Annotated in this window: 21 protein-coding genes; 10 read left to right on the top strand and 11 right to left on the bottom strand. The window is 70.2% G+C overall.

The genetic code is table 11. The features are described 5' to 3' along the window. Window positions 1–7 precede the first annotated feature (7 nt). From QFZ67_RS04625 to QFZ67_RS04635, 3 genes are read left to right on the top strand one after another with little or no spacing between them, the layout of a single operon-like run. Window positions 8–1,015 carry a carbohydrate ABC transporter permease gene (locus QFZ67_RS04625; protein WP_307659805.1) on the top strand — a complete coding sequence of 336 codons (1,008 nt, stop codon included), beginning with the start codon at window positions 8–10 and terminating at the stop codon, window positions 1,013–1,015. Continuing rightward, window positions 1,008–1,871, top strand: coding sequence for a carbohydrate ABC transporter permease (locus tag QFZ67_RS04630; RefSeq protein WP_307659806.1), 864 nt, complete (start codon window positions 1,008–1,010; stop codon window positions 1,869–1,871). The genes QFZ67_RS04625 and QFZ67_RS04630 overlap by 8 nt, the downstream gene beginning before the upstream one ends. 29 nt (window positions 1,872–1,900) lie before the next feature. Continuing rightward, window positions 1,901–3,256 (top strand): GH1 family beta-glucosidase, encoded by a 1,356-nt coding sequence (locus QFZ67_RS04635; RefSeq protein ID WP_307659807.1) that lies wholly within the window; start codon window positions 1,901–1,903, stop codon window positions 3,254–3,256. 377 nt (window positions 3,257–3,633) lie between these two features. Here the strand turns inward: QFZ67_RS04635 and QFZ67_RS04640 are convergent, their stop codons facing one another. Beyond that, window positions 3,634–4,644 (bottom strand): GlxA family transcriptional regulator, encoded by a 1,011-nt coding sequence (locus tag QFZ67_RS04640; RefSeq protein WP_307659808.1) that lies wholly within the window; start codon window positions 4,642–4,644, stop codon window positions 3,634–3,636. A gap of 74 nt (window positions 4,645–4,718) precedes the next feature. Between QFZ67_RS04640 and QFZ67_RS04645 the strand changes: the two genes are divergently transcribed. Then, entirely contained in the window at window positions 4,719–5,303 is a 585-nt protein-coding gene (locus tag QFZ67_RS04645) for a cysteine hydrolase family protein (protein WP_307659809.1), read from the top strand. 77 nt (window positions 5,304–5,380) lie between these two features. On the opposite strand, the gene QFZ67_RS04650 is transcribed toward QFZ67_RS04645, so the two are convergent. The 6 genes from QFZ67_RS04650 to QFZ67_RS04675 all read right to left on the bottom strand — a co-directional run bounded on the left by QFZ67_RS04650 (window position 5,381) and on the right by QFZ67_RS04675 (window position 11,399). After that, complete coding sequence (locus tag QFZ67_RS04650; RefSeq protein ID WP_307659810.1) at window positions 5,381–6,292, bottom strand: PfkB family carbohydrate kinase; 912 nt, start codon at window positions 6,290–6,292, stop codon at window positions 5,381–5,383. Then, complete coding sequence (locus QFZ67_RS04655; RefSeq protein ID WP_307659811.1) at window positions 6,289–7,281, bottom strand: zinc-dependent alcohol dehydrogenase family protein; 993 nt, start codon at window positions 7,279–7,281, stop codon at window positions 6,289–6,291. The genes QFZ67_RS04650 and QFZ67_RS04655 overlap by 4 nt, the downstream gene beginning before the upstream one ends. Then, complete coding sequence (locus QFZ67_RS04660; protein ID WP_307659812.1) at window positions 7,278–8,186, bottom strand: carbohydrate ABC transporter permease; 909 nt, start codon at window positions 8,184–8,186, stop codon at window positions 7,278–7,280. Before QFZ67_RS04660 ends, QFZ67_RS04655 begins: the two co-directional genes overlap by 4 nt. Then, a complete protein-coding gene (locus QFZ67_RS04665; protein ID WP_307659813.1) occupies window positions 8,183–9,157 on the bottom strand; it encodes a carbohydrate ABC transporter permease in 975 nt (324 codons plus the stop codon). The genes QFZ67_RS04660 and QFZ67_RS04665 overlap by 4 nt, the downstream gene beginning before the upstream one ends. Continuing rightward, window positions 9,154–10,512 carry a sugar ABC transporter substrate-binding protein gene (locus QFZ67_RS04670; RefSeq protein ID WP_307659814.1) on the bottom strand — a complete coding sequence of 453 codons (1,359 nt, stop codon included), beginning with the start codon at window positions 10,510–10,512 and terminating at the stop codon, window positions 9,154–9,156. The genes QFZ67_RS04665 and QFZ67_RS04670 overlap by 4 nt, the downstream gene beginning before the upstream one ends. A gap of 125 nt (window positions 10,513–10,637) precedes the next feature. Beyond that, window positions 10,638–11,399 (bottom strand): DeoR/GlpR family DNA-binding transcription regulator, encoded by a 762-nt coding sequence (locus QFZ67_RS04675; protein WP_307659815.1) that lies wholly within the window; start codon window positions 11,397–11,399, stop codon window positions 10,638–10,640. 437 nt (window positions 11,400–11,836) lie between these two features. Between QFZ67_RS04675 and gndA the strand changes: the two genes are divergently transcribed. Continuing rightward, window positions 11,837–13,279, top strand: coding sequence for an NADP-dependent phosphogluconate dehydrogenase (gndA, locus tag QFZ67_RS04680; RefSeq protein WP_307659816.1), 1,443 nt, complete (start codon window positions 11,837–11,839; stop codon window positions 13,277–13,279). A gap of 297 nt (window positions 13,280–13,576) precedes the next feature. Here gndA and QFZ67_RS04685 read toward each other — a convergent pair whose 3' ends face one another. From QFZ67_RS04685 to QFZ67_RS04695, 3 genes are read right to left on the bottom strand one after another with little or no spacing between them, the layout of a single operon-like run. After that, window positions 13,577–14,209 (bottom strand): aspartate/glutamate racemase family protein, encoded by a 633-nt coding sequence (locus tag QFZ67_RS04685; protein ID WP_307659817.1) that lies wholly within the window; start codon window positions 14,207–14,209, stop codon window positions 13,577–13,579. A gap of 45 nt (window positions 14,210–14,254) precedes the next feature. After that, a complete protein-coding gene (locus QFZ67_RS04690) occupies window positions 14,255–14,599 on the bottom strand; it encodes a GNAT family N-acetyltransferase (protein ID WP_373429944.1) in 345 nt (114 codons plus the stop codon). A gap of 60 nt (window positions 14,600–14,659) precedes the next feature. Next, window positions 14,660–15,196 carry a DoxX family membrane protein gene (locus QFZ67_RS04695; RefSeq protein WP_307659818.1) on the bottom strand — a complete coding sequence of 179 codons (537 nt, stop codon included), beginning with the start codon at window positions 15,194–15,196 and terminating at the stop codon, window positions 14,660–14,662. A 193-nt stretch (window positions 15,197–15,389) separates the two neighbouring features. Between QFZ67_RS04695 and QFZ67_RS04700 the strand changes: the two genes are divergently transcribed. Continuing rightward, window positions 15,390–15,812, top strand: a complete 423-nt coding sequence (locus QFZ67_RS04700; protein WP_307659819.1) for a DUF350 domain-containing protein — start codon at window positions 15,390–15,392, stop codon at window positions 15,810–15,812. Window positions 15,813–15,822: 10 nt separating this feature from the next. On the opposite strand, the gene QFZ67_RS04705 is transcribed toward QFZ67_RS04700, so the two are convergent. Further along, window positions 15,823–17,289, bottom strand: a complete 1,467-nt coding sequence (locus QFZ67_RS04705; RefSeq protein ID WP_307659820.1) for an AlkA N-terminal domain-containing protein — start codon at window positions 17,287–17,289, stop codon at window positions 15,823–15,825. Window positions 17,290–17,545: 256 nt separating this feature from the next. Between QFZ67_RS04705 and QFZ67_RS04710 the strand changes: the two genes are divergently transcribed. The 4 genes from QFZ67_RS04710 (at window position 17,546) to QFZ67_RS04725 (ending at window position 20,729) form a co-directional block, all read left to right on the top strand. After that, on the top strand, window positions 17,546–18,295 hold the full coding sequence (locus QFZ67_RS04710; protein ID WP_307659821.1) for an SDR family NAD(P)-dependent oxidoreductase: 750 nt from the start codon (window positions 17,546–17,548) through the stop codon (window positions 18,293–18,295). A gap of 100 nt (window positions 18,296–18,395) precedes the next feature. Then, window positions 18,396–18,842, top strand: a complete 447-nt coding sequence (locus QFZ67_RS04715) for an SRPBCC family protein (protein ID WP_307659822.1) — start codon at window positions 18,396–18,398, stop codon at window positions 18,840–18,842. A gap of 222 nt (window positions 18,843–19,064) precedes the next feature. Further along, window positions 19,065–19,466, top strand: a complete 402-nt coding sequence (locus QFZ67_RS04720) for a YciI family protein (protein WP_307659823.1) — start codon at window positions 19,065–19,067, stop codon at window positions 19,464–19,466. Between the two features lie 6 nt (window positions 19,467–19,472). Then, window positions 19,473–20,729, top strand: a complete 1,257-nt coding sequence (locus QFZ67_RS04725; protein WP_307665724.1) for an RNA polymerase sigma factor — start codon at window positions 19,473–19,475, stop codon at window positions 20,727–20,729. Window positions 20,730–20,748: the final 19 nt, after the last annotated feature.

The raw sequence follows: 20,748 nt of genomic DNA on the forward strand, positions 1-20,748 counted from the left end.
CGGCGCGATGACCACCACCGTGACTCCGGGCCGCACAGACCGGGCGGGCAGCGGTGAGAGCGTGGGTACGACGGATACGCGCAGAAGGCTGCCGCGCATCCCGGACCGGATCCGCCACGGCGGCCTGCCCTATCTCCTGCTGCTGCCCGCCATCGTGCTCGAAATGCTCGTCCATCTGATCCCGATGGTCATCGGCATCACGATGAGCTTCCGTCAGCTCACCCAGTTCTACATCCGCAACTGGGGCGAGGCGCCGTGGGCAGCGTTCGACAACTACCGGGTCGCCGTCGACTTCGACGCCCCGATCGGCCAGGCGCTGCTCCACTCCTTCTATGTCACCTGCCTGTTCACGGTGCTGGCCGTCGGCCTCTCCTGGCTGTTCGGCGTCGCCGCGGCGATCATGATGCAGGAGAACTTCCGCGGCCGGGGCCTCCTGCGAGCCGTCTTCCTCACTCCGTACGCACTGCCGGTGTACGCCGCCGTCATCACCTGGGCCTTCATGTTCCAGCGCGACAACGGCCTGATCAATCACGTCCTGCACGACCAGCTCGGCCTCACCGACGAGCCGTCATTCTGGCTGATCGGCGACAACAGCTTCATCGCGCTGGTCGTGGTGGCGGTCTGGAAGTCCTGGCCGTTCGCGTTCCTCATCATCATGGCGGGGCTGCAGAACATCCCGCGCGAGCTGTACGAAGCGGCGGCCATCGACGGGGCGGGCATCTGGCAGCAGATCCGCAAGATCACCCTGCCGTCGCTGCGCCCGGTCAACCAAGTGCTGGTGCTGGTCCTGTTCCTGTGGACGTTCAACGACTTCAACACGCCGTATGTGCTGTTCGGGAGGGCCGCGCCGGAGGCCGCCGACCTGATCTCGATCCATATCTACCAGTCGTCGTTCGTCACCTGGAACTTCGGCTCGGGCTCAGCGATGTCCGTCCTGCTGCTGCTCTTCCTGCTGCTGGTCACGGCCGTCTATCTGCTGCTCACATCCCGGGGAAGGAAGGCCGCCGATGCCTAGGCCGCCGAGCTCACCGACCGCACCGCCGCGGTCCTTCCGCTGGACGCGCCGTATCGTCCTCACCTTCCTGACGGCCTTCGCCCTGCTGCCCGTCTATGTGATGCTCAGCAGCTCGCTCAAGCCGCTCCAGGACGTGTCGGGGAAGTTCCAGTGGATCCCGTCCGGGCTCACCGTCCGCCCGTACATCGACATCTGGGACACCGTGCCGCTGGCGCGCTACTTCCTCAACTCGCTGATCGTGGCGGGCGCGGCGACCGTGCTGTCCGTGGTGATCGCGGTGTTCGCCGCGTACGCCGTGAGCCGCTACCGGTTCCGTGGAAAGCGGGTCTTCACCGTCACGGTGCTCTCCACACAGATGTTCCCCGGCATCCTTTTCCTCCTCCCGCTGTTCCTGATCTTCGTCAATATCGGCAACAGCACCGGCATCACCCTCTACGGCTCGCGCGGCGGGCTGATCCTCACCTATCTGACGTTCTCGCTCCCCTTCTCCATCTGGATGCTGATCGGCTACTTCGACTCCATCCCGCGCGATCTGGACGAGGCAGCCATGGTGGACGGCTGCGGCGCGCTCGGCGCGCTCTTCCGGGTCGTCGTCCCGGCCGCCGTCCCCGGCATCGTCGCCGTGGCCGTCTACGCGTTCATGACGGCCTGGGGGGAGGTCCTGTTCGCCTCGGTGATGACGAACGACACCACCCGCACGCTCTCCGTCGGGCTCCAGGGCTACGCCAGCCAGAACGACGTCTACTGGAACCAGGTCATGGCCGCCTCGCTCGTCGTCAGCGTGCCCGTGGTCGCCGGGTTCCTGCTGCTCCAGCGCTATCTCGTCGCGGGCCTCACCGCGGGCGCAGTCAAGTGACGCACGTGTCCCCATCAGAAAGGATGTCCGTGAACGACCTCAACGCCCTCCCGGCCGACTTCACTTGGGGTGTCGCCACCGCCGCGTACCAGATCGAGGGAGCCGTGGCCGAGGACGGCCGCTCCCCGTCGATCTGGGACACCTTCTCCCACACCCCGGGCGCCGTCGCGGGCGGCGACACCGGCGATGTGGCATGCGACCACTACCACCGCTGGCCTGAGGACATCGGGCTGATGAAGCAACTCGGCGTCGACGCCTACCGGTTCTCAATCGCCTGGCCGCGGGTCGTGCCGGGCGGCGACGGACCCGTGAACAAGGCCGGACTCTCCTTCTACGACCGGCTGGTGGACGGCCTGCTCGAAGCGGGCATCACTCCGTTCGCCACCCTCTACCACTGGGACCTCCCGCAGGCGCTCCAGGACCGGGGCGGCTGGACGTCCCGTGAGACCGCGGAGCACTTCGCCGTGTACGCATCCGTCGTCACCGAGCGGCTCGGCGACCGGGTCAAGGACTGGGCGACCCTCAACGAGCCGCTGTGCTCCGCGTGGATCGGCCATCTGGAAGGGAAGATGGCTCCGGGGCTGACCGATCTCGGGGCCGCCGTGCGCGCCTCGTACCATCTGCACCTCGGCCACGGTCTCGCCGTGCAGGCGATCCGCGCGGCCTCGTCGGACGCCCGCGTCGGGATCGTCAACAACCTGAGCCCGATCGAGCCGGCGAGTGAACGCGAGGAGGACGTCGCCGCCGCGCTAAGGGCCGACGGCCACACCAACCGCTGGTGGCTCGACCCGATCCACGGGCGCGGCTATCCGCAGGACATGCTGGAGCTGTACGGCGTCGAACTGCCGGAGCTCGCCGGGGACTTGGCGACCATCGCGGCCCCGCTGGACTGGCTGGGGCTGAACTACTACTTCCGCCAGATCGTGACGGCCGACCCGACCGGCTCCGTCCCGTACGCCCAGCAGATCTATTTGCCGGGGGCCCGGCACACCGCCATGGACTGGGAGGTGCACGCGGACGGCCTGGAGCAGCTGCTGCTACGGCTGACCGAGAAGTACGGCGCCCAGCGCATCTACGTCACCGAGAACGGCTCGGCCTATCCGGACGTCGTACGTGCTGACGGCACCGTCGACGACCCTGAGCGGGTGCGGTACCTGGAGGAGCATCTGGCTGCGTGCGGGCGGGCAGCCCGCCGGGGCGCACCGGTCGCCGGGTACTTCGCCTGGTCGCTGATGGACAACTTCGAGTGGGCGTACGGCTACGACAAGCGGTTCGGCCTCGTCCATGTCGACTACTCGACGCAACGGCGGACCATCAAGGGCAGCGGGCACAGGTACGCGGACATCATCCGCGCGGCGACGCGCAGGGCACGCAGGGCGGCTTGATCGGGCGTCGACGTACTCGTAATCCCCACCTCAAGTCCTGATCCGTCGTTCACCGACCTGACCGCGACGCCGCTGAGGCTGAGACCGGACGCGGCCTGTCCCTCCAGAGGCGGGGGGCGGCCGCCGGTCGTGCCGATCCCGAGGGCGGGCTCGGCTCGGAGCATGCCGGACCGGGGCCGACGCGGCAGCCCCGTCGGAACCATGCACCGTGTTTTCGCGGCACTCGCAGCCGTGGCCGCGCCAGCGCTCGGGGTGTGGGGGCTCACCGAGTGGTGGACCCCTCGCCGGCAGCCGGACCCCGGTTACGGACCCGGGATCTGACCCGGCGTCGTCCAGAGGGTCGCCACCGCGGTTTCGGCACTGCTGTGCGGACTTGCTCAGCGGTTCCGGGTCAATCCTGACTCGGAAGATCCGGACGCATGAGCGGCGAAGGAGTCGCGGTACGCGCGGGGGCTGGTGGCGAGGCGCGAGGCGAAGTGCTGGCGCATCGTGATCTCGCTGCCGAAGCCCGTACGGCGGGCGACCTCGGGCATGGGCAGGTCGGTGTGCTCGAGGAGCTTCTGGGCGGCCGCGATGCGCTGGTCCAGGAGCCAGCGCAGGGGCGTCGTGCCGGTGGCCGCAGCGAAGTGGCGGGCGAAGGAACGTGCCGACATGCCCGCGTGGGCGGCTAGGTCAGCGACAGCCAGCGGTTCGTGGAGGTGGTGGAGGGCGTGTTCGCGCACGGAGGCGAGGGCGTCGGCGTCGCGGTCGGTGCGCGGGGTGGGGTGCTCGATGAACTGAGCCTGGGTTCCGGTGCGGAAGGGCGCCGTGACCATCGAGCGGGCGATCGTCGCCGCCGCCTCCGCGCCGTGAGCCGTGCGGACCAAGTGCAGGCACAGGTCGATGCCGGCGGCCGTACCGGCGGCGGTCCAGATGTCGCCGTCCTCGATGAAGAGGGCGTCGGATTCGACGGTGACGCAGGGGTGATGGGCGCGGAGCAGATCGACGAGGTTCCAGTGTGTGACCGCGCGGCGGCCGTCGAGAAGGCCGGCCTGGGCGAGTGTGAAGGCGCCGCCGCACAGGGCGGCGATGGTGGTGCCGCGGACGTGTGCGCGGCGTAGGGCTTCGAGTACCGGTTCCGGTGCCGGGGTGAGGTGATCGTCCAGGCCGGGGACCAGGATCAGGTCGGCACGGGCCAGCCAGGCGAGGGTGCGGTCGGGGGTGAGGCTGAGCCCCCCGCGCATGGGGACGGGCGTGGTGTCGGCGGCGACGCGGCGCAGGTCGAAGGCGGGTACGCCGCCCTCGGTGCGATCCGTGCCCCAGACCTCGGTGATGACGGAGACGTCGAAGGCCCGGATGCCCGGGAAGCTGACGAGGGCGACACGGTACGGGACGGGGTCGGCTGCCACGATGGCAGTAAACCATCGATCGCTGACTTGCACCCCTCTGGGGCCAGGTCGACCGGGGCGGCAGCATCGTAGGTATGGAGATCGCAGAGAACGCAGCACTGGTCGTGGTGGACGTACAGAAGGGCTTCGATGAGCTGGACTTCTGGGGTCGGCGGAACAATCCCGAGGCTGACGAGAACATCGCTTCGCTCATCGACGTATGGCAGGCCACGGGGCGCCCGGTCGTCTTCGTCCGGAACGACTCGTCGAAGCCGGAGTCGCCGTTGCGACAGGGGCACGAGGGGAACGGCTTCAAGGAGTACGTCGAGCAGCGGCGAGGAAAGGGGGCCGCGGCGGAGCTGTTCGTGACGAAGACCGTGAATTCGGCCTTCTACGGGACGCCGGACCTGGACGCGTGGTTCAGGGCTGAGGGCATCTCGCAGTTCGTGGTGGCCGGGATCCAGACCAATATGTGTGCGGAGACGACGGCACGGATGGGTGGAAACCTTGGGTACGAAGTGCTCTTCGCGCTGGACGCGACGTACACATTCGATCTCGAGGGGCCGTTCGGCTGGCGGCGGTCCGCGGACGAACTGGCGCAGGCGTCGGCCGTGTCCCTGCACGGCGGAGGCTTCGCGACGGTGGTGAGGACCAAGGAGGTCGTGGCCGCAGCCGCCTGAACGCGGCCCACCCCACACACGGGCGAGACCGGGACCGCACGCGCCCCGCCGGACCGGATCCGGCGGGGCAGGCCCGGTCAGGCGTGAGCAGGCGCCGAGGGCTCCGTGCCGGTCTGCGTGACGACGGACGCGGCGACCCGCGAGGCGTACTCCAGCATGGTCCCGGCACGCTCCGGGGGCAGCGCGCGCTCCCAGCCTCCCGTGGTGCCGAGCCAGGCGAGGACGCCCGCCATGAACGCGTCCCCGGCACCGATCGTGTTGACCACCTCGACCGGTACGGCCGGTACGGACACGGGCGGGCCGTCAGGGGTGTACGCGGCCGCGCCCCGCGCGCCGCGCGTCAGCAACACCAGCCGTCCCTCCGCGGCCAGCCGGCGGCAGCTCTGGTCCGGGTCGGTGTCCGGCCAGAGCCGCGCCAGGTCCTCGTCGCTGGCCTTGACGACATGGGCAAGCGCGCACAGCTCGCGTAGCAGTGCCAGGCCCCGGCGGGGGTCGAGCGTGCGGTCCTCGCGCACATTGGGGTCCACCACCAGCAGGGAGTGCCGGGCGGCCGCCTGCGCGGTGGAGGCGACGGCCTGCGCGGCCGGCTCGACGACCGCGGCCAGGCCTCCTGCGTACACCGCGCCGAAGCGGCCCACGTCGGCCGCCCGGTCCGGGAACCGGAAGGCCGCGGTGGACTCGAGGTGGAAGTGGTAGCCGGTTCCCGACTCCCCCGGGTCGGCGACGGCCAGCGTCGTGGGGAGGTCGGAGCGGGCGCAGAGGCTTAGATCCACGCCCGCGTCCACCAGCCGCCGCTCGATGCTACGCGCGAAACCGTCGCCGCCGAGGGCTCCGGCGAAGCCGACGGGCCTGCCGAGGCGAGCGAGGCCGACCGCGACGTTGGCGGGCGCGCCGCCCGGCTGTGCGCGCCGGACCTCCGGGTCACCTGCCACGGGGACGAGATCGATGAGCGCCTCGCCGAGTACCAGTACGGCATCAGGCCCGCTCACGGCTCCACCACGATCTTGCGGCCCTGTCCCGCCTTGAACCGGTCGATGGCCTGCGGGTACTGCGCCAGCGGCAGCCGGTCGCTGATGAAGACGGACGGATCGAGCACCCCTGTGGCGAAGAGCGCGGCGGCCCGCTCATAGCTGTGCAGCACCGCCATGGAGCCGGTGATGGTGATCTCCTGGTTGTAGATCCGGTACGGCTCGATGACCGCGGTCGTCGCATAGTCGGCGACCCCGAACTGCAGGAAGGTGCCTCCCTTGGCGACCCGTCCGAGACCGTCCTGGATGGCACCGGCGTTGCCGGTCGCGTCGATGACGAAATCCCAGCCGCCCGGCTGGTCCAGCTCCTCTGCGGTGGCTGCCGAGCGGGAGCAGCCGAGCAGAGAGGCCGTGGCGAGGCGGTCCGGGTTGATGTCGAGTACGTCCACGCCCGCGGCCCCGGTGCGCTTGGCGAGCTCCAGCATCATCAGGCCCATGGTCCCCGAGCCGTAGATCAGCACGCTGGAGCCGAGGGTGCTGCTGCTCAGGACGTCGTATCCGCGGACCGCGCAGGACAGCGGCTCGATCAGCGCCGCGTCCTTGACGTCGATGTGGTCGGGCAGCCGTATGCAGTTCGCGACGGGCGCGACGGCGAACTCGGCCGCGCCGCCGGGCACGGTGACGCCGATGGCGGCCCAGCGGTCGCAGAGGTTGCCGCGTCCCGCCCGGCAGTAGCGGCATTCGTGGCAGTGCAGTGACGGGTCGACGGCGACACGGTCGCCGACGGCCAGTTCGGTGACGTCCCTTCCGATGCCCACGACCTCGCCGGCGAACTCATGGCCGGGCAGGATCGGCAGGGTGGGCGCGAACTCGCCCTGGAGAATGTGCAGATCGGTGCCGCACAGACCGCACGATGCCACGGAGACGACGACCTCCCGCGGTCCCGGTGTGGGGTCGGGAACCGTCGTGACGGAGACCTTGCCGGGGGCTTCGACGATCGCTGCCCTCATTTAACAGCTCCAAGAGAGAGGCCCTGGACAAGCTTGTCCTGGGCGGCGTAGCCGGCGGCGAGGACCGGCAGGGACACAACGACGGACGCGGCGCACAGCTGGGCGAGGAAGAGGCCCTGGCTGGTGACGAATCCGGTCAGATAGACGGGTGCGGTCTGGGCGACGACGCCGGTGAGCACCCGGGCGAAGAGCAGCTCGTTCCAGCTGAAGATGAAGCAGATCAGCGCGGTTGCGGCGATCCCCGGAGCGGCCACCGGCGCGACCACCCGGGCCAGGACCGTGGGCAGCCGCGCGCCGTCCACCTGAGCGGCCTCGATGATCGAGACCGGCACGTCCGCGAGGAAGGACTGCATCATCCACACCGCGATCGGCAGATTCATCGAGGTGTAGAGGAGGACGAGGAGCCAGATGTTGTCCAGCATCCCGGCATTCTTCGCGAAGAGGTAGATGGGCAGCAGACCGGCGACCACCGGCAGCATCTTGGTGGAGAGGAAGAAGAACATCACGTCCGTCCACTTGCGTACGCGCCGGATGGAGAGCGCGTACGCCGCGGGGAGGGCGAGGACGAGCACCAACAGCGTGGAGAACGCGGACGCTGTAAGGGAGTTGATCAGGGACGGCCAGGGGCTCGGTCCGCCGCCCGCGCCGAAGAACTCCCGGTAGCCGGCCAGGGTCAGCGGCGCGGCGAGGGAGGGCGGATTGGTGGCCGCGTCCGCCTCCGAGTGCAGCGAGGTCAGCAGCATCCACACGGCCGGCAGACAGAACCCGATGCCTGCCACCCAGGCCAGCAGGCCCAGCGCAATGGAGCGGCGCCTGGCCCGGCGCGCGGCGGGCGGCAGGTGCTCCGGGCGGGCGGCCTTCGTCGTGGGTGCGGGGGCCGGAGCGGGCGCGGTGTGAGCGGTCATGCGCGGTTCGCCTCCTCACGGAAGAGGGACGAGACCACCCGGAGCGCGAACGTCGCGATGATCATCGTGCCGATCACGACGACGACTCCCGCGGCGGACGCCAGTCCGTACTCGTGGGCTTGGTAGAAGGTCTGGTAGATCGTGTAGGGGAGGTTGGCGGTGCCGAGGCCTCCGGAGGTGATCGTGAACACCGCGTCGAAGTTCTGGACGATGTACACGGAGCCGAGCAGGACGCCCAGTTCGAGGTAGCGGCGCAGATGCGGCAGGGTGAGGTAGCGGAAGGACTGCCAGCTACTCGCTCCGTCGAGGTGCGCGGCCTCCATCATGTCGGCGGGCCGGCTCTGCAGTCCCGCGAGCAGGATCAGCATCATGAACGGCGTCCACTGCCACACAAGGGCGGCCTCGACCGCGATCAGCGGCATGCCGGATATCCAGTCCGGCTGGGCGGGGGTGTCGTCGCCGAAGAGCCCGGCGATCCAGGTCCAGGCTCCGTTGAGGAGCCCGTACTCCGGGTTGTAGAGCGCGTGCTTCCACAGCAGCGCGGCCGAGACCGGGACGATCAGGAAGGGCGTGATGAGCAGGGTGCGCACCATGCCGCGTCCGAAGAAGGTGCGGTCGAGGAGCAGGGCGAGACCCAGACCGAGCACCACGGTCGCGATGACGACGCTCGCGGTGAGCAGGACGGTGGTGAAGACCGAGTCGCGCAGCTCCGCGTCGGTGAACACGGAGGTGTAGTTGGACAGTCCGGCGAAACTGCGCTCCTCGGGGCTCAGCGAGTTCCAGTCGAAGAGCGAGATCACCAGCGTGGCGACGAACGGCAGTTGGGTGACCGCGATCAGGAAGACCAGGGCCGGCAGGAGCGGCGCCCGGGTGGCCCAGGCCCGCACTCCCCCCTTTCGCTGCTTCGTCTGCCGCGTCTGATTCGACCGGACCGTGGGGGACGGCGGCTGTGTGGTGACGGAGGCACTCACTGCTGCTCCTTGCCGACCTTCTCGGCCAGCTTCTGGGACTTGGCCAGGGCCTGGTCGACGGACTGGCGGCCCGCGATGGCCGCGCTGATCTCCTGGGAGACCTTGGTGCCCAGATCGGTGAACTCGGGGATGCCGACGAACTGGATTCCGGCCGCGGGGCGGGGCTGGGTGCCGGGGTTCTCCGGGTTGGCGCTTGCGATGGCCTTCTCGGTGATGTCCGCGAAGGCGCCCGCGGCCTTGCGGTACTCCGGGTTGGCGTAGGTGGAGGCCCGCTTGCCCGCGGGCACATTGGCCCAGCCGCTCTTCTCGCCGACCAGCGCCTCGTACTTCTTGCTGGACGCCCAGGAGATGAACTTCCAGGCGCTGTCGGACTTCTTGGATGCCTTCTGCATGCCCCAGGCCCAGGTGTAGAGCCAGCCGGAGCTCTCCGTCTTCTCCACCGGCGCCGGTACGTAGCCGATCTTGCCCTTCACCGGCGACCCGGCCGCCTCCAGGGAGCCCGCTCCGGCCGTGGCGTCGTACCACATCGCGGTCTTGCCCTGCGTCATGTTGTTGAGGCACTCGGCGTACCCGGACTGGGCCGCGCCCGCTTCACCGTGCCCCCGCACCAGGTCGACGTAGAACTGGGTGGCCTTCTTGAACTCCGGGGAGGTGAGCTTCGCCTCCCAGTCCTCGGTGAACCAGGTGCCGCCCATGGTGTTGACGACAGTGGTGAGCGGGGCGATGACCTCGCCCCAGCCGGGGAGTCCGCGCAGGCAGATGCCCTTCATCCCGCTCTCGGCGCCGTCCGCCTTCGCAGCGAGGTCGGCAACCTGCTGCCAGGTGGGCTTCGCCGGCATCTTCAGCCCCTTGTCGGCGAAGACGTCCTTGCGGTACATGAGGAAGGACGACTCGCCGTAGAAGGGCTCGGCGTAGAGCTTTCCGTCCTTCGCGGTGAGCGATTTCCGCAGCGGCTCGAGGATGTCGTTCTGGTCGAAGGCGGTGTCCTTCTTCGCGTACTCGTCGAGCCCGTGCAGCCAGCCGTTCTTGGCATAGAACGGCACCTCGAAGTTGCTGATGGTGGCGACGTCGTACTGGCCCGCCTGGTTGGAGAAGTCCTGACTGATCTTGTCTCGGACGTCGTTCTCCGGGAGCACCGTGAAGTTGACCTTGATGCCGGTCTCCTTGGTGAAGTTGTCCGCGGTCAGCTTCTGCAGTTCGACCATCTGAGGGTTGTTCACCATGAGTACGTTCACGGCCTCGCCCCCTGTGGAAGAGGAGGCGCCTGCTCCGCTGCACCCCGCGAGAAGTGCCATGGCGGCCGTGCCGGCGCCCGCACTCAGGCGGATTCCACGTCGTCGTCGCTGGAGGTGCATGATTTCTCCTGATCATTCGTAACGGCTCGGTGTTCGGTGGTTCAGGACATGACGGCTCTGCCCTCGGCCGGGCGGCCGGGGATCAAAGGCCTACGGGGTAAGGCAGTTGTGCGGCATGAGCGTGCTCAGACGCGGATGACCTGCGGGCCGAGGAGGGAGTAGCGCTGCGCCTCGGCCGAGGGCAGGCCCGCGTCGGTGACGATGGCCTCGAAGTCGCCGACGTCGGCGAAGCGGCAAAAGCTCACCGCCCCGAACTTCGAATGGATTCCGGCGAACACGCGGCGGCGTGCGCTGCGCATGGCCTGTGCCTTGACCTCGCTCACCGCGGGGTCCGGTGTGGTCAGTCCGTACTCACGGGAGATGCCGTTCGCGCCGACGTACGCCAGATCGATGACGAAGTCGGCGAGCATGCGGGTGGCCCAGTGGTCGACCGTGGCCATGGTGCCGCCGCGGACGCGCCCGCCGAGCAGCAGCACGGAGATCTTCTCGGCGTCCGCGAGGACGGTCGCCACCGCCAGGGACGCGGTGACGACGGTCAGCGGCCGGTCCCGCGGCAGCGCTTCGGCGACGAGCTGCGGGGTGAAGCCCTCGTCGACGAAGAGAGTCTCGGCGTCACCGAGCAGATCGGCGGCGGCCGTCGCGATCCGTGACTTCTGCGGCACATGACGGGTGGTCCGCACCGCGAGCGTCGTCTCGAAACCGGCGGACTCGACGGGGTAGGCGCCGCCGTGCGTACGCCGCACCAGACCGTGTTCCTCCAGGGCGTGCAGATCCCGCCTGATGGTCTCCTTGGCCACCTGGAACTGGCCGGCCAGCCGGTTGACATCGACCGACCCGTCCCGCCGGGCCGTCTCGAGAATTCCCCGTCGGCGTTCCTCGGTGTCCACGACACACTTCCCTGCTTCTGTCCTGTAGCGCGGTCCATGCGCTGTCCGTGCGATGTCGGTGCGCTGTCGGTGCGCTGTCGTTACTTCCCGGGCCCGGCGTCCGTTCGGGCTCATGCGTCGTTTGTACAAGCAGTCACGCCCGCTCGACCAGGCTCTTCGCAGGATCCGCTGTGCCCGTTCTTGCCCGTTTCGGCGAAGCCGTCGGCGCTGGTAGTGCGGGCCGGGGCACGCATCGCGGCGCAGCGCGCTGCCCGCTTGGCACCATTTGGGCGTCCGAACGGTGCCCGCGGGCGGACACTGGGGCGACGGCGCGATTCAGCCGTCCCGGAATGCGGAAGCGTCCGGAGGGCTTGAGGATCGATGAATGGCTGGCTCCGCCTGTACGTATGCGTAGGGGCGGGACATGGATTTTCCGACGGACATCCAGGAGCACACTGATGAGTGGAACAGCCCAGATCGGCGTCACGGGGCTCGCGGTGATGGGCCGCAATCTCGCCCGTAACTTCGTCCGCAACGGCTTCACGGTGGCCGTACACAACCGGACAGCGGCGAAGACGCGGACGCTGGTCGAGGAGTTCGGTCACGAGGGCACGTTCGTGCCCGCCGAGTCGGCCGAGGAGTTCGTCGCGGCCCTGGAGCGCCCGCGCCGCCTGGTGATCATGGTCAAGGCGGGCGATCCGACGGACGCCGTGATCCAGGAGTTCGCGCCGCTGCTGGAAGAGGGCGACGTCATCATCGACGGCGGCAACGCCCACTTCGCCGACACCCGGCGCCGCGAGAAGGAACTGCGGGAGCGCGGCATCCACTTCGTGGGCACGGGTATCTCGGGCGGCGAGGAGGGTGCGCTGCACGGGCCGAGCATCATGCCGGGCGGCTCGGCCGAGTCGTACGCCTCGCTCGGCCCGCTGCTCGAGAAGATCGCCGCGAAGGCTCCCGACGGCACCCCGACCGTGGCGCACATCGGCCCGGACGGCGCGGGCCACTTCGTGAAGATGGTGCACAACGGCATCGAGTACGCCGATATGCAGCTGATCGCCGAGGCGTACCACCTGCTGCGCGCGGTCGCGGGCTACTCCCCCGCGCAGATCGCCGAGACCTTCCGCACCTGGAACACCGGGCGGCTCGACTCGTATCTGATCGAGATCACGGCGGAGGTGCTGGCGCACACGGACGCGGCGACCGGGAAGCCGTTCGTCGACGTCGTCACCGACCAGGCGGAGCAGAAGGGCACAGGCCGCTGGACGGTGCAGATCGCCCTCGACCTGGGGGTGCCGGTCTCCGGCATCGCTGAGGCGGTCTTCGCCCGCTCGCTCTCCGGGCACGCGGACCTGCGCGAGGCCTCGCGCTCCCTGCCCGGGCCGACGGCCCGGCCGCTGGGCGAGGCCGATGCCGCGCGCTTCGCCGACCAGGTCGAGCAGGCGCTGTACGCGTCCAAGATCGTGTCGTACACGCAGGGCTTCCACCAGATCCAGGCGGGCAGCGACGCCTACGACTGGGACATCGACCTCGGTTCGGTGGCCGCGATCTGGCGGGCCGGCTGCATCATCAGGGCAGCGTTCCTGGACCGCATTCGCGAGGCGTACGACACCCGGCACGACCTGCCGAGTCTGCTGTCGGACAAGCAGTTCGCGGAGGAGATCGGCGCGGCGCAGGACGACTGGCGCGAGGTGGTCTCGGCGGCCGCCCGCCACGGCGTCCCGACGCCGGGCTTCTCGGCGGCCCTCTCGTACTACGACGCCCTGCGCGCCGAGCGGCTGCCCGCTGCGCTCACCCAGGGCCAGCGTGACTTCTTCGGTGCGCACACCTACCGGCGGACCGACCGCGAGGGTTCGTTCCATACCCTGTGGGGCGGCGACCGCTCGGAGGTGCGCACCGACTGATCAGCGCCGCGGGCCGATTCGGCTCGCCGGACCAGGCTGGGGTTCCGGCTCCGGCGGCGGTACGGGTTCGGGGCTGGGGCCCGGCGGCTGCGGAATGGGGTCGGGCGCGGGTCCCGGCGGAGGCCCTGGCACCGGCCCCGGCCCCGGCAGCGGTCCGGGATCAGGTCCGGGCGGTCCCGGCGACGGGATCGGCGAAGGCGGGACGGGTGGGTGGGTCATGCCAGACCTCCAGCGGTTCGAAGTCGTGCGTTCCCAATGTCTCCCGGTGCGCGTGCCCACGCGCGCCGGGTCCAGTCATCATGATCCGTACGTGGTGGCCAGGGCGGCGGCCCGCAGCCCGGACCGCGGGCTGGACAGCACGGGGACGGCAGTCGTCGTACGGTCTGCCGCGTCCGCCATCGACGCCTGGGCCAGCACGATGACATCCGTGGCGGGCACCCCGTCGACCGCGGCGGCCACGGCGTCCAGATAGCCGTCGCGGTCGCCCGCCTCGAAGCGCTCCCAGCCGCCGTCGACGAGTAGCGTGCGGACGTCGACCGCGCGGCCCGCGGCCTCTTCGCGGATCAGCGCGACTGTCGGCTCCAGGGTGCTGCGCAGGGCGGCGACCACCACGATCCGGTTCGCCGCGGCGGCCGCGGCTGCCATCGGGCGGTCGGCCCGCAGCACCACAACGCCGAGGTCCGCGGCGCACGCCTCGGCGACACCGCCGATCGTGGAGCAGGTGACGAGGACGGCGGCCGCACCCTCGGCGACGGCCCCGGCGAGCACGGCGGCGACGGCGGGCGCGACCGCCTCGGGGCCCTCCTCCCGGGCCCGGGCGAGGAGATCCTCGTCAACGAGATGAAGCAGCGTGAGACCCGGGTGGTCCTCGTCCCGCAGGGCGTCGAAGACCGGGACGTGGACCGGGGAGGTGTGCAGCAGCGCCAGCATGGGCCGGATGCTAGAGCGTTTCTGGAAGTAGCGCCGTGCGCCCGGTCACCAGAGCTGCGGCTGGTCCTTCAGCTGCTCTTCCGCCGTGCGCACCAGCTCGGCCGACGGCTTGGGGGCCTCGTCGGGGTGGCTGTGGGCCCACTTGGCCGCGTACGGGCACAGTGGCACGACGGGCACGCCCTCGCGCGCCGCCATCGCGTAGAACTCTCGCACCAGTGCGCTCGCGATCCCCTTGCCCTCGTGCTCCGGTTCCACCACGGTGTGCACGGCGACCAGGGCGGCCGGCGTGGCGTCGAGGGTGAAGTAGGCGATATGGCCGGTGACTTGACCGTCCTCGTACGCCTCCAGGAGCCCCCTCTGCCGGTTGTCGCGGATCTCGGGTTCTGCCATGGCGGCTGTCTCCTTCGGACTGTCGGAACAGGTCGGACGACGGCACCGAAAGCGTACGGGCTACTCCCCGGCAGCGTCCGTGGGCTGCTCATCGGGCTGATCCTGCGCCCTCCTGCCGACCACCGTGGCAGCGGCGAGCGCACTGCCGAGGAAGGCGACGGCCACCACCCACGGCTGGTCGAAGCGGTGCCTGGTCGCGTGATCGAGGGAGTAGCGGCCGGCTCCGGCGATGCCGACGGCGGCCGCCGTGAAGCCGAGGAAGGCCGGGTACTCGAAGCCGCCGGCCTGGTTGAAGAACCCGGCGGGCGCCTGCACCGACACCGCCGCGGCCATCGCGCCCGCGGCGGCGGAAGCGGCCACGGGGGTGGCCAGACCCAGTGCGAGCAGCGCCCCGCCGCCCGCCTCGCCGAGCCCGGCGGCGACGGCGCTCGGCCGGCCCGGGCGGAATCCCATGGCTTCCATGGCCTGTGCGGTCGCATCAAGGCCGCCGCCCCCGAACCAGCCGAACAGCTTCTGTGAACCGTGCGCCGCGAGGACCGCGCCCGTGCCGACCCGCAGGACAAGAAGGCCGAGGTCGCGTCGGTTGAGGCATTCCATGGGTGTCTCCCTGTGCGGACGCGGTCAGGTGGGGGCGTACCGGATCCACTCTCGTACGAGTCCGGCCGCGGTCCGCTGCGCTGCTGCGCCATACGGGTGACACGGACCGCGTGATCCACTGGCCGGAACCGTGCGGTAGATTTTGCGCGCCCTTGACCAGCATCAACTTATCGACACGGAGACAGGCCCCTCAATGAGCGACATCCTCAACGGACTTGGCCGCGCGAGCGCGTACGGCGCCCTCGGTGTGGTCCTCCTGATCCTCGGCATATTCCTGGTCGACCTGCTGACGCCCGGAAAGCTGGGCCGGCAGATATGGGAGGACCGCAACCGCAATGCCGCGCTGCTGCTGAGCTCCGCGCTCCTGGGCATCGGCGGCATCGTCTTCACCTCGATCTGGACGACGTACGACAACTTTGGCAAGGGCCTCGTCTCCACCGCCGCGTTCGGTCTGCTGGGCCTGGTGATGATGGCGGTGGCATTCCTGGTGGTGGACCTGGTCACGCCGGGCAAGCTGGGCGCGACGCTGGTCGAGCCGGAGCCGCATCCGGCGGTGTGGGTGACCGGGTCCTGCAACCTGGCGGTCTCGGCCATCGTCTCGGCGTCCATCGCCTGAGGACCTCAGCTCACGACATGTTCCACAAGTGGTGCATCGCGTACGAACTCCAGGGCCGCCACCCCTGCGCGTCCGCCGACGACGCGCCCGCCCGCCGCATCCCCGCCCGGATCGCCGCGTCCCCCGTCAGCAGCACGTCCGGGTCGCCGAGAGCGCGCATCCGGATGTAGCCCGCCGTCCAGGGGCCGATGCCTGGCAGGGCGAGCAACTGCCGCTCGGTCTCGTCCCGGTCCGCGCCCGGGTCGAGGGTGACGGCGCACTCTGCGAGCGCGGCCGTCAGCGTACGCAGCGTGGCGCGCCGTGCGTCGGGCATCTCGAGTTCGCTCAGCGCGGCCGCCGCAAGGTCGTCCACGCGCGGGAACAGATGCGTGAGCCCGCCGCTCGGCTCGCACAACCGCTCGCCGTACGCAGCCACCAGCGCGTCACCGAGTCGCCGACCCGCCGCCACCGAGACCCCCTCACCCACTACTGCCCGTACCGCGAGTTCGTGCGGGTCGGCCGTGCCGGGGGCGCGCAGGCCTGGGCGTGCGGCGACCAGCGGGGCGAGCGCCGGGTCCGTGCCTAGCCGTTCGGCGACGGCGCACGGGTCGGCGTCCAGGTCGAACAGGCGGCGCATGCGCTGCGTGGCCGTCGTCAGGTCGCGCAGGTCCGTGAGGTGCAGCCGGCATTCCAACCAGCCTCCCGGGCCCGGCTGTTCGCCGACTTCGGCGACGCCGGGCCCGCCGGGCAGCCGCAGGGTGCGCCGGTAGACGCGGGAGCCGCGCTCGCCGGCGAGTTCCTCGATGCCGGTGACGGCGCGGCGGCCCAGGTAGTCGAAGACCTCAACGGCGGCGTAGGGACCGCGGTGCGCGAGCCGCAGCGGCACTCCGGCAGCGGCACCGTTCTCGGGGGCGACCGGGCCGAAGCGTGAGCTGCGGCCCGGCCGGGCGGAGCGGAGTTCGCTGGGGGTGGCCGCGTAGATCTCCCGGATGGTGTCGTTGAACTGCCGCACGCTCGCGAACCCTGCCGCGAACGCGATCTCCGCCGCCTGCATGGTGGTCGTCTGCAGCAGTACGCGCGCGGTGTGGCCGCGCTGGGCCCGGGCCAGGGCGATGGGGCCCGCGCCGAGTTCCGCGTTCAGCTGGCGCTGCACCTGGCGGGCGCTGTAGCCCAGCCGGCCGGCGAGGCCCGCGACACCCTCGCGGTCCACGATGCCGTCGCCGATCAGCCGCATGGCGCGGCCGACGACGTCGGCGCGGGCGTTCCACTCGGCGGAGCCGGGTACGGCGTCGGGGCGGCAGCGGCGGCAGGCCCGGTAGCCGGCGCCCTGGGCGGCCGCGGCCGTCCGGTAGAACGTCACGTTCCGGCGCTTGGGGGTGATCGCGGGACAGCTCGGACGGCAGTAGATCCCGGTGGTGGAGACGGCGAAGAAGAACACGCCGTCGAACCGGGCGTCCCGGCTGCTCACCGCCTCGTACCTGCTGTCCTCGATCGTCATACGGCCAGTATGGGCACCGCGCCGGGCGCTCGGCTGGCGGAAATCGGACGTGACGTTCGGCCTGGGACGGTCACCCGACCGCCCTGGGTGACGGATCAACCATGCAGTCGAAGTCTCGGTGACTGAACCACCGCCGTGCACACCCCAGTTGAGAGCGCACGCACGCAACGCACTGTTCCTTGACACCACTTCATGAGATCCGTAGCTTCCCGTGCACGAATAGAATTACGGGTCACATACAAGAACGGGCGGGGCTGTGGGTCCAAGACAGATCGTGGTGTCGGGAGGCGGTACGGGCATCGGACTCGCGGTGGCCGAGGCGTTCGCCTCAGACGGTGACAGGGTCACGCTGCTCGGCCGGCGCGAAGAGGTGCTGCGCGCGGCGGCCGAGAAGCTCAACGCCACCCACGGGGACGGCACGGCGAGCTGGTGCCCGGCCGATCTGTCCGAGCCGGAGCAGGTCCGCCGCGCGGAGCGGTTCATCACCGAGCGCAGCGACGCGGTCGACGTCCTGGTCACCAACGCGGGCGGCAATGCCGCACCCTCGCACGACGGAACGCTCGAAGGCATCGCGGAAGGCTTCCGCCGCAACTTCGCCGCGAACGTCCTCACCTCGGTCCTGCTCACGGAGGCGCTCCTCCCCCATGTCCGGCGGCCCGGTGGCCGGATCATCCATCTGTCGTCGATCGCGGCACTGCGGGGCCCGGGTTCGTACGGCGGATCGAAGGCCGCGGTCAATACGTACACCTTCGACCTGGCCCAGAAGCTCGGCCCGGAGGGCATCACGGTCAACGCCGTCGCGCCCGGATTCGTGGCCGACACCGAGTTCTTCGGCGACCGGGCCACGCCGGAGTTCATCGCCTCGCGAGTGGCACAGTCCCTGACGGGCAAGCCCGGCCTCCCCGCGCAGATCGCGGCGTCGGTGCGGCATGTCGCGTCGCCCGAGGCGGCGTATCTGACGGGCCAGATCCTGCACATCAACGGCGGCGCGGCGCTGGGCCGCTAGGACGACCCCTGACCAGTTCGCGCGTCTGCCCGGACTCTCCTGACATGTCTGGGATGATGCCCGCACGCCGCAGCGGGCGCGAGCGATCACTGGAGGAGTCATGGCCGGTCAGTTCGAGGCAACGGTCGAGATCGACCGCCCCATCGAGGAGGTCTTCGCCTTCCTCGCCGACGGAAAGAACGATCCCAAGTTCAGCCCCAGGGTGCAGGAGATCGCGAAGTCGCCGGAGGGCCCGACGGCGGTGGGCACCGTCTTCGAGAGCACGGTCAAGGACGCCGGGATGAAGACCAAGCGGCAGTTCCGGATCAGCGAGTTCGTGCCGCCCACCAAGATCCGCTGGACGGAGATCTCGAAGAACCTCGTGACGGCCGACGAGGGTGGATACGACCTGGAGTCGACCGCCGACGGCAAGACCCGCGTCCGCATCTTCAACAGGCTCGAAGGCCATGGCATCGGCAAGCTGCTCGTGGGCCTTGCCCTGAGCGCGGCGCGCAAGGACGCCGACGCGTTCGGCCGGCGGATCAAGGCGGCCGTCGAGGCGTCCTGAGCGGACCCGTGGCAGCTGTGAACCGTACGGTCCCTGGGGCCGAAGCATCCTCCGCACCCGCACCGCACCCGCACCCGCTCTGGCTCGCCGAGCGGGTCGCGTGACCGGAATTGCTGACCGGAGCAGAAAAATCTTGGCGCAGGATGTCGAAATCGCGACGCGTGCTTCTACCTACTCGTGAGAGCGCCGACGAGGGCGCGACGAAGGGCTAAGGAGCAGACCATGAAGTACATGCTGCTGATGCAGTTCAGCGAGCGGACCGCGGGCTTCCCGAGGATCGACACCTGGACCCCCGAGGAGATCCAGGCGCACATCGCGTTCATGCTGGACACGAACAAGAAGCTGGTGGACAACGGGGAGTTCGTGGACGGCCAGGGTCTGGCCGGTCCGGAGACCGCCAAGATCGTGCGGGCCGGAGCCGAATCAGCCGCTCCGGTGGTCACCGAGGGCCCCTATCCTGAGACCAAGGAGTTTCTCGCCGGGTACTGGATCGTCGACTGTGACAGCCCCGAGCGGGCGATCGAGCTCGCGGCATCCATCTCGGCGGCTCCCGGCCCCGGCGGAGCCCCTCTGAACATGCCGATCGAGGTACGCCAGGTGATGTCGGCGCCGACTGAGGAGTAGCGAGCACTGGCCGGTCCCGAGGAAACCGCCGCCGACCTGCTGCGCGAACTCGCGCCGCAGGTCGTGGGCGTGCTCACCCGGCGCTTCAGGGACTTCGACGCCGCCGAGGACGCGGTGCAGGAGGCGCTGCTGGCGGCGGCGACGCAGTGGCCGGCGGAAGGACTGCCGCAAAATCCGCGGGGCTGGCTGATCCAGGTCGCGAGCCGGCGGATGACCGAGCAGGTGCGCAGCGAGCAGGCCCGGCGGCGCCGCGAGGATCTCGCCGCACGGCGTGAGCCGGCCGACCGGCAGTCGGCGCCGTCGTCGGACAGCGATGACGTGGTGGAGCAGGACGACACCCTGACTCTGCTGTTCATGTGCTGCCATCCGGCTCTGACGCCGACTGCGGCGATCGCGCTCACGCTGCGGTCGGTCGGCGGGCTCAGCACGACCGAGATCGCCAGCGCCTTCATGGTGCCTGACCCCACGATGGCGCAGCGGATCAGCCGGGCCAAGCAGCGCATCAAGTCCTCGGGAGTGCCTTTCCGGATGCCGGGCGAAGAGGACTGGCCGCGCCGCCTCGCCGCCGTCCTGCACGTCCTCTACCTCATCTTCAACGAGGGGCACACGAGCAGCTCCGGCCCGCAGTTGCAGCGTGTCGAGCTGTCCCGGGAGGCGATCCGGCTGGCCAGGGCGCTGCATGCGCAGCTGCCCAAGGACAGTGAGGTGGCCGGGCTGCTGGCGCTGATGCTGCTCAACCACGCCCGGAGCAGGGCGCGGTCCGGCCCGGGCGGTGAGCTGATCCCCCTCGCCGAGCAGGACCGCAGCCTGTGGGACGCCGAAGCGATCGCCGAGGGCGTCGCGCTCGTCACCGAGGCGCTGCCCAGGGGCCCACTCGGCCCGTACCAGGTGCAGGCAGCGGTGGCCGCCTGCCACGACGAGGCGAAGACGGTCGAGGAGACGGACTGGCCGCAGATCCTCGCTCTGTACGGCGTGCTCGAGCGCCTCTCCGCCAGCCCCGTCGTCTCCCTCAACCGAGCCGTCGCCGCCGCGATGGTCCAGGGACCCGCGGCCGGCCTGCGGATCCTTCAGGAGCTGGAGAGCGACGGCCGGCTGGCGGGGCACCACCGGCTGTATGTCGTACGCGCCCATCTCCTCGACATGGCCGGTGACCGGGAGGCCGCCGCGGAGAACTACCGTGCTGCCGCGAGCCGTACGACGAGCCTGCCCGAGCGGCACTACCTCACGCTGCGGGCCGCCCGGCTGGGCACGCCCGGCGAGTGAGCCGCAGGACGGCGGCGCC

It is taken from the genome of Streptomyces sp. V1I1 (genome assembly GCF_030817355.1).
In the GTDB taxonomy this organism is placed as follows: Bacteria; Actinomycetota; Actinomycetes; order Streptomycetales; family Streptomycetaceae; genus Streptomyces.

Excerpts from the sequence above, each read along its gene's own strand:
- QFZ67_RS04625 (WP_307659805.1), top strand. The coding sequence starts at position 8 with ATGACCACCACCGTGACTCCGGGCCGCACAGACCGGGCGGGCAGCGGT.
- QFZ67_RS04630 (WP_307659806.1), top strand. The coding sequence starts at position 1,008 with ATGCCTAGGCCGCCGAGCTCACCGACCGCACCGCCGCGGTCCTTCCGC.
- QFZ67_RS04645 (WP_307659809.1), top strand. The coding sequence starts at position 4,719 with ATGGAGATCGCAGAGAACGCAGCACTGGTCGTGGTGGACGTACAGAAG.
- QFZ67_RS04655 (WP_307659811.1), bottom strand. The coding sequence starts at position 7,281 with ATGAGGGCAGCGATCGTCGAAGCCCCCGGCAAGGTCTCCGTCACGACG.
- QFZ67_RS04660 (WP_307659812.1), bottom strand. The coding sequence starts at position 8,186 with ATGACCGCTCACACCGCGCCCGCTCCGGCCCCCGCACCCACGACGAAG.
- QFZ67_RS04670 (WP_307659814.1), bottom strand. The coding sequence starts at position 10,512 with ATGCACCTCCAGCGACGACGACGTGGAATCCGCCTGAGTGCGGGCGCC.
- gndA (WP_307659816.1), top strand. The coding sequence starts at position 11,837 with ATGAGTGGAACAGCCCAGATCGGCGTCACGGGGCTCGCGGTGATGGGC.
- QFZ67_RS04685 (WP_307659817.1), bottom strand. The coding sequence starts at position 14,209 with ATGCTGGCGCTGCTGCACACCTCCCCGGTCCACGTCCCGGTCTTCGAC.
- QFZ67_RS04690 (WP_373429944.1), bottom strand. The coding sequence starts at position 14,599 with ATGGCAGAACCCGAGATCCGCGACAACCGGCAGAGGGGGCTCCTGGAG.
- QFZ67_RS04695 (WP_307659818.1), bottom strand. The coding sequence starts at position 15,196 with ATGGAATGCCTCAACCGACGCGACCTCGGCCTTCTTGTCCTGCGGGTC.
- QFZ67_RS04700 (WP_307659819.1), top strand. The coding sequence starts at position 15,390 with ATGAGCGACATCCTCAACGGACTTGGCCGCGCGAGCGCGTACGGCGCC.
- QFZ67_RS04705 (WP_307659820.1), bottom strand. The coding sequence starts at position 17,289 with ATGACGATCGAGGACAGCAGGTACGAGGCGGTGAGCAGCCGGGACGCC.
- QFZ67_RS04715 (WP_307659822.1), top strand. The coding sequence starts at position 18,396 with ATGGCCGGTCAGTTCGAGGCAACGGTCGAGATCGACCGCCCCATCGAG.
- QFZ67_RS04720 (WP_307659823.1), top strand. The coding sequence starts at position 19,065 with ATGAAGTACATGCTGCTGATGCAGTTCAGCGAGCGGACCGCGGGCTTC.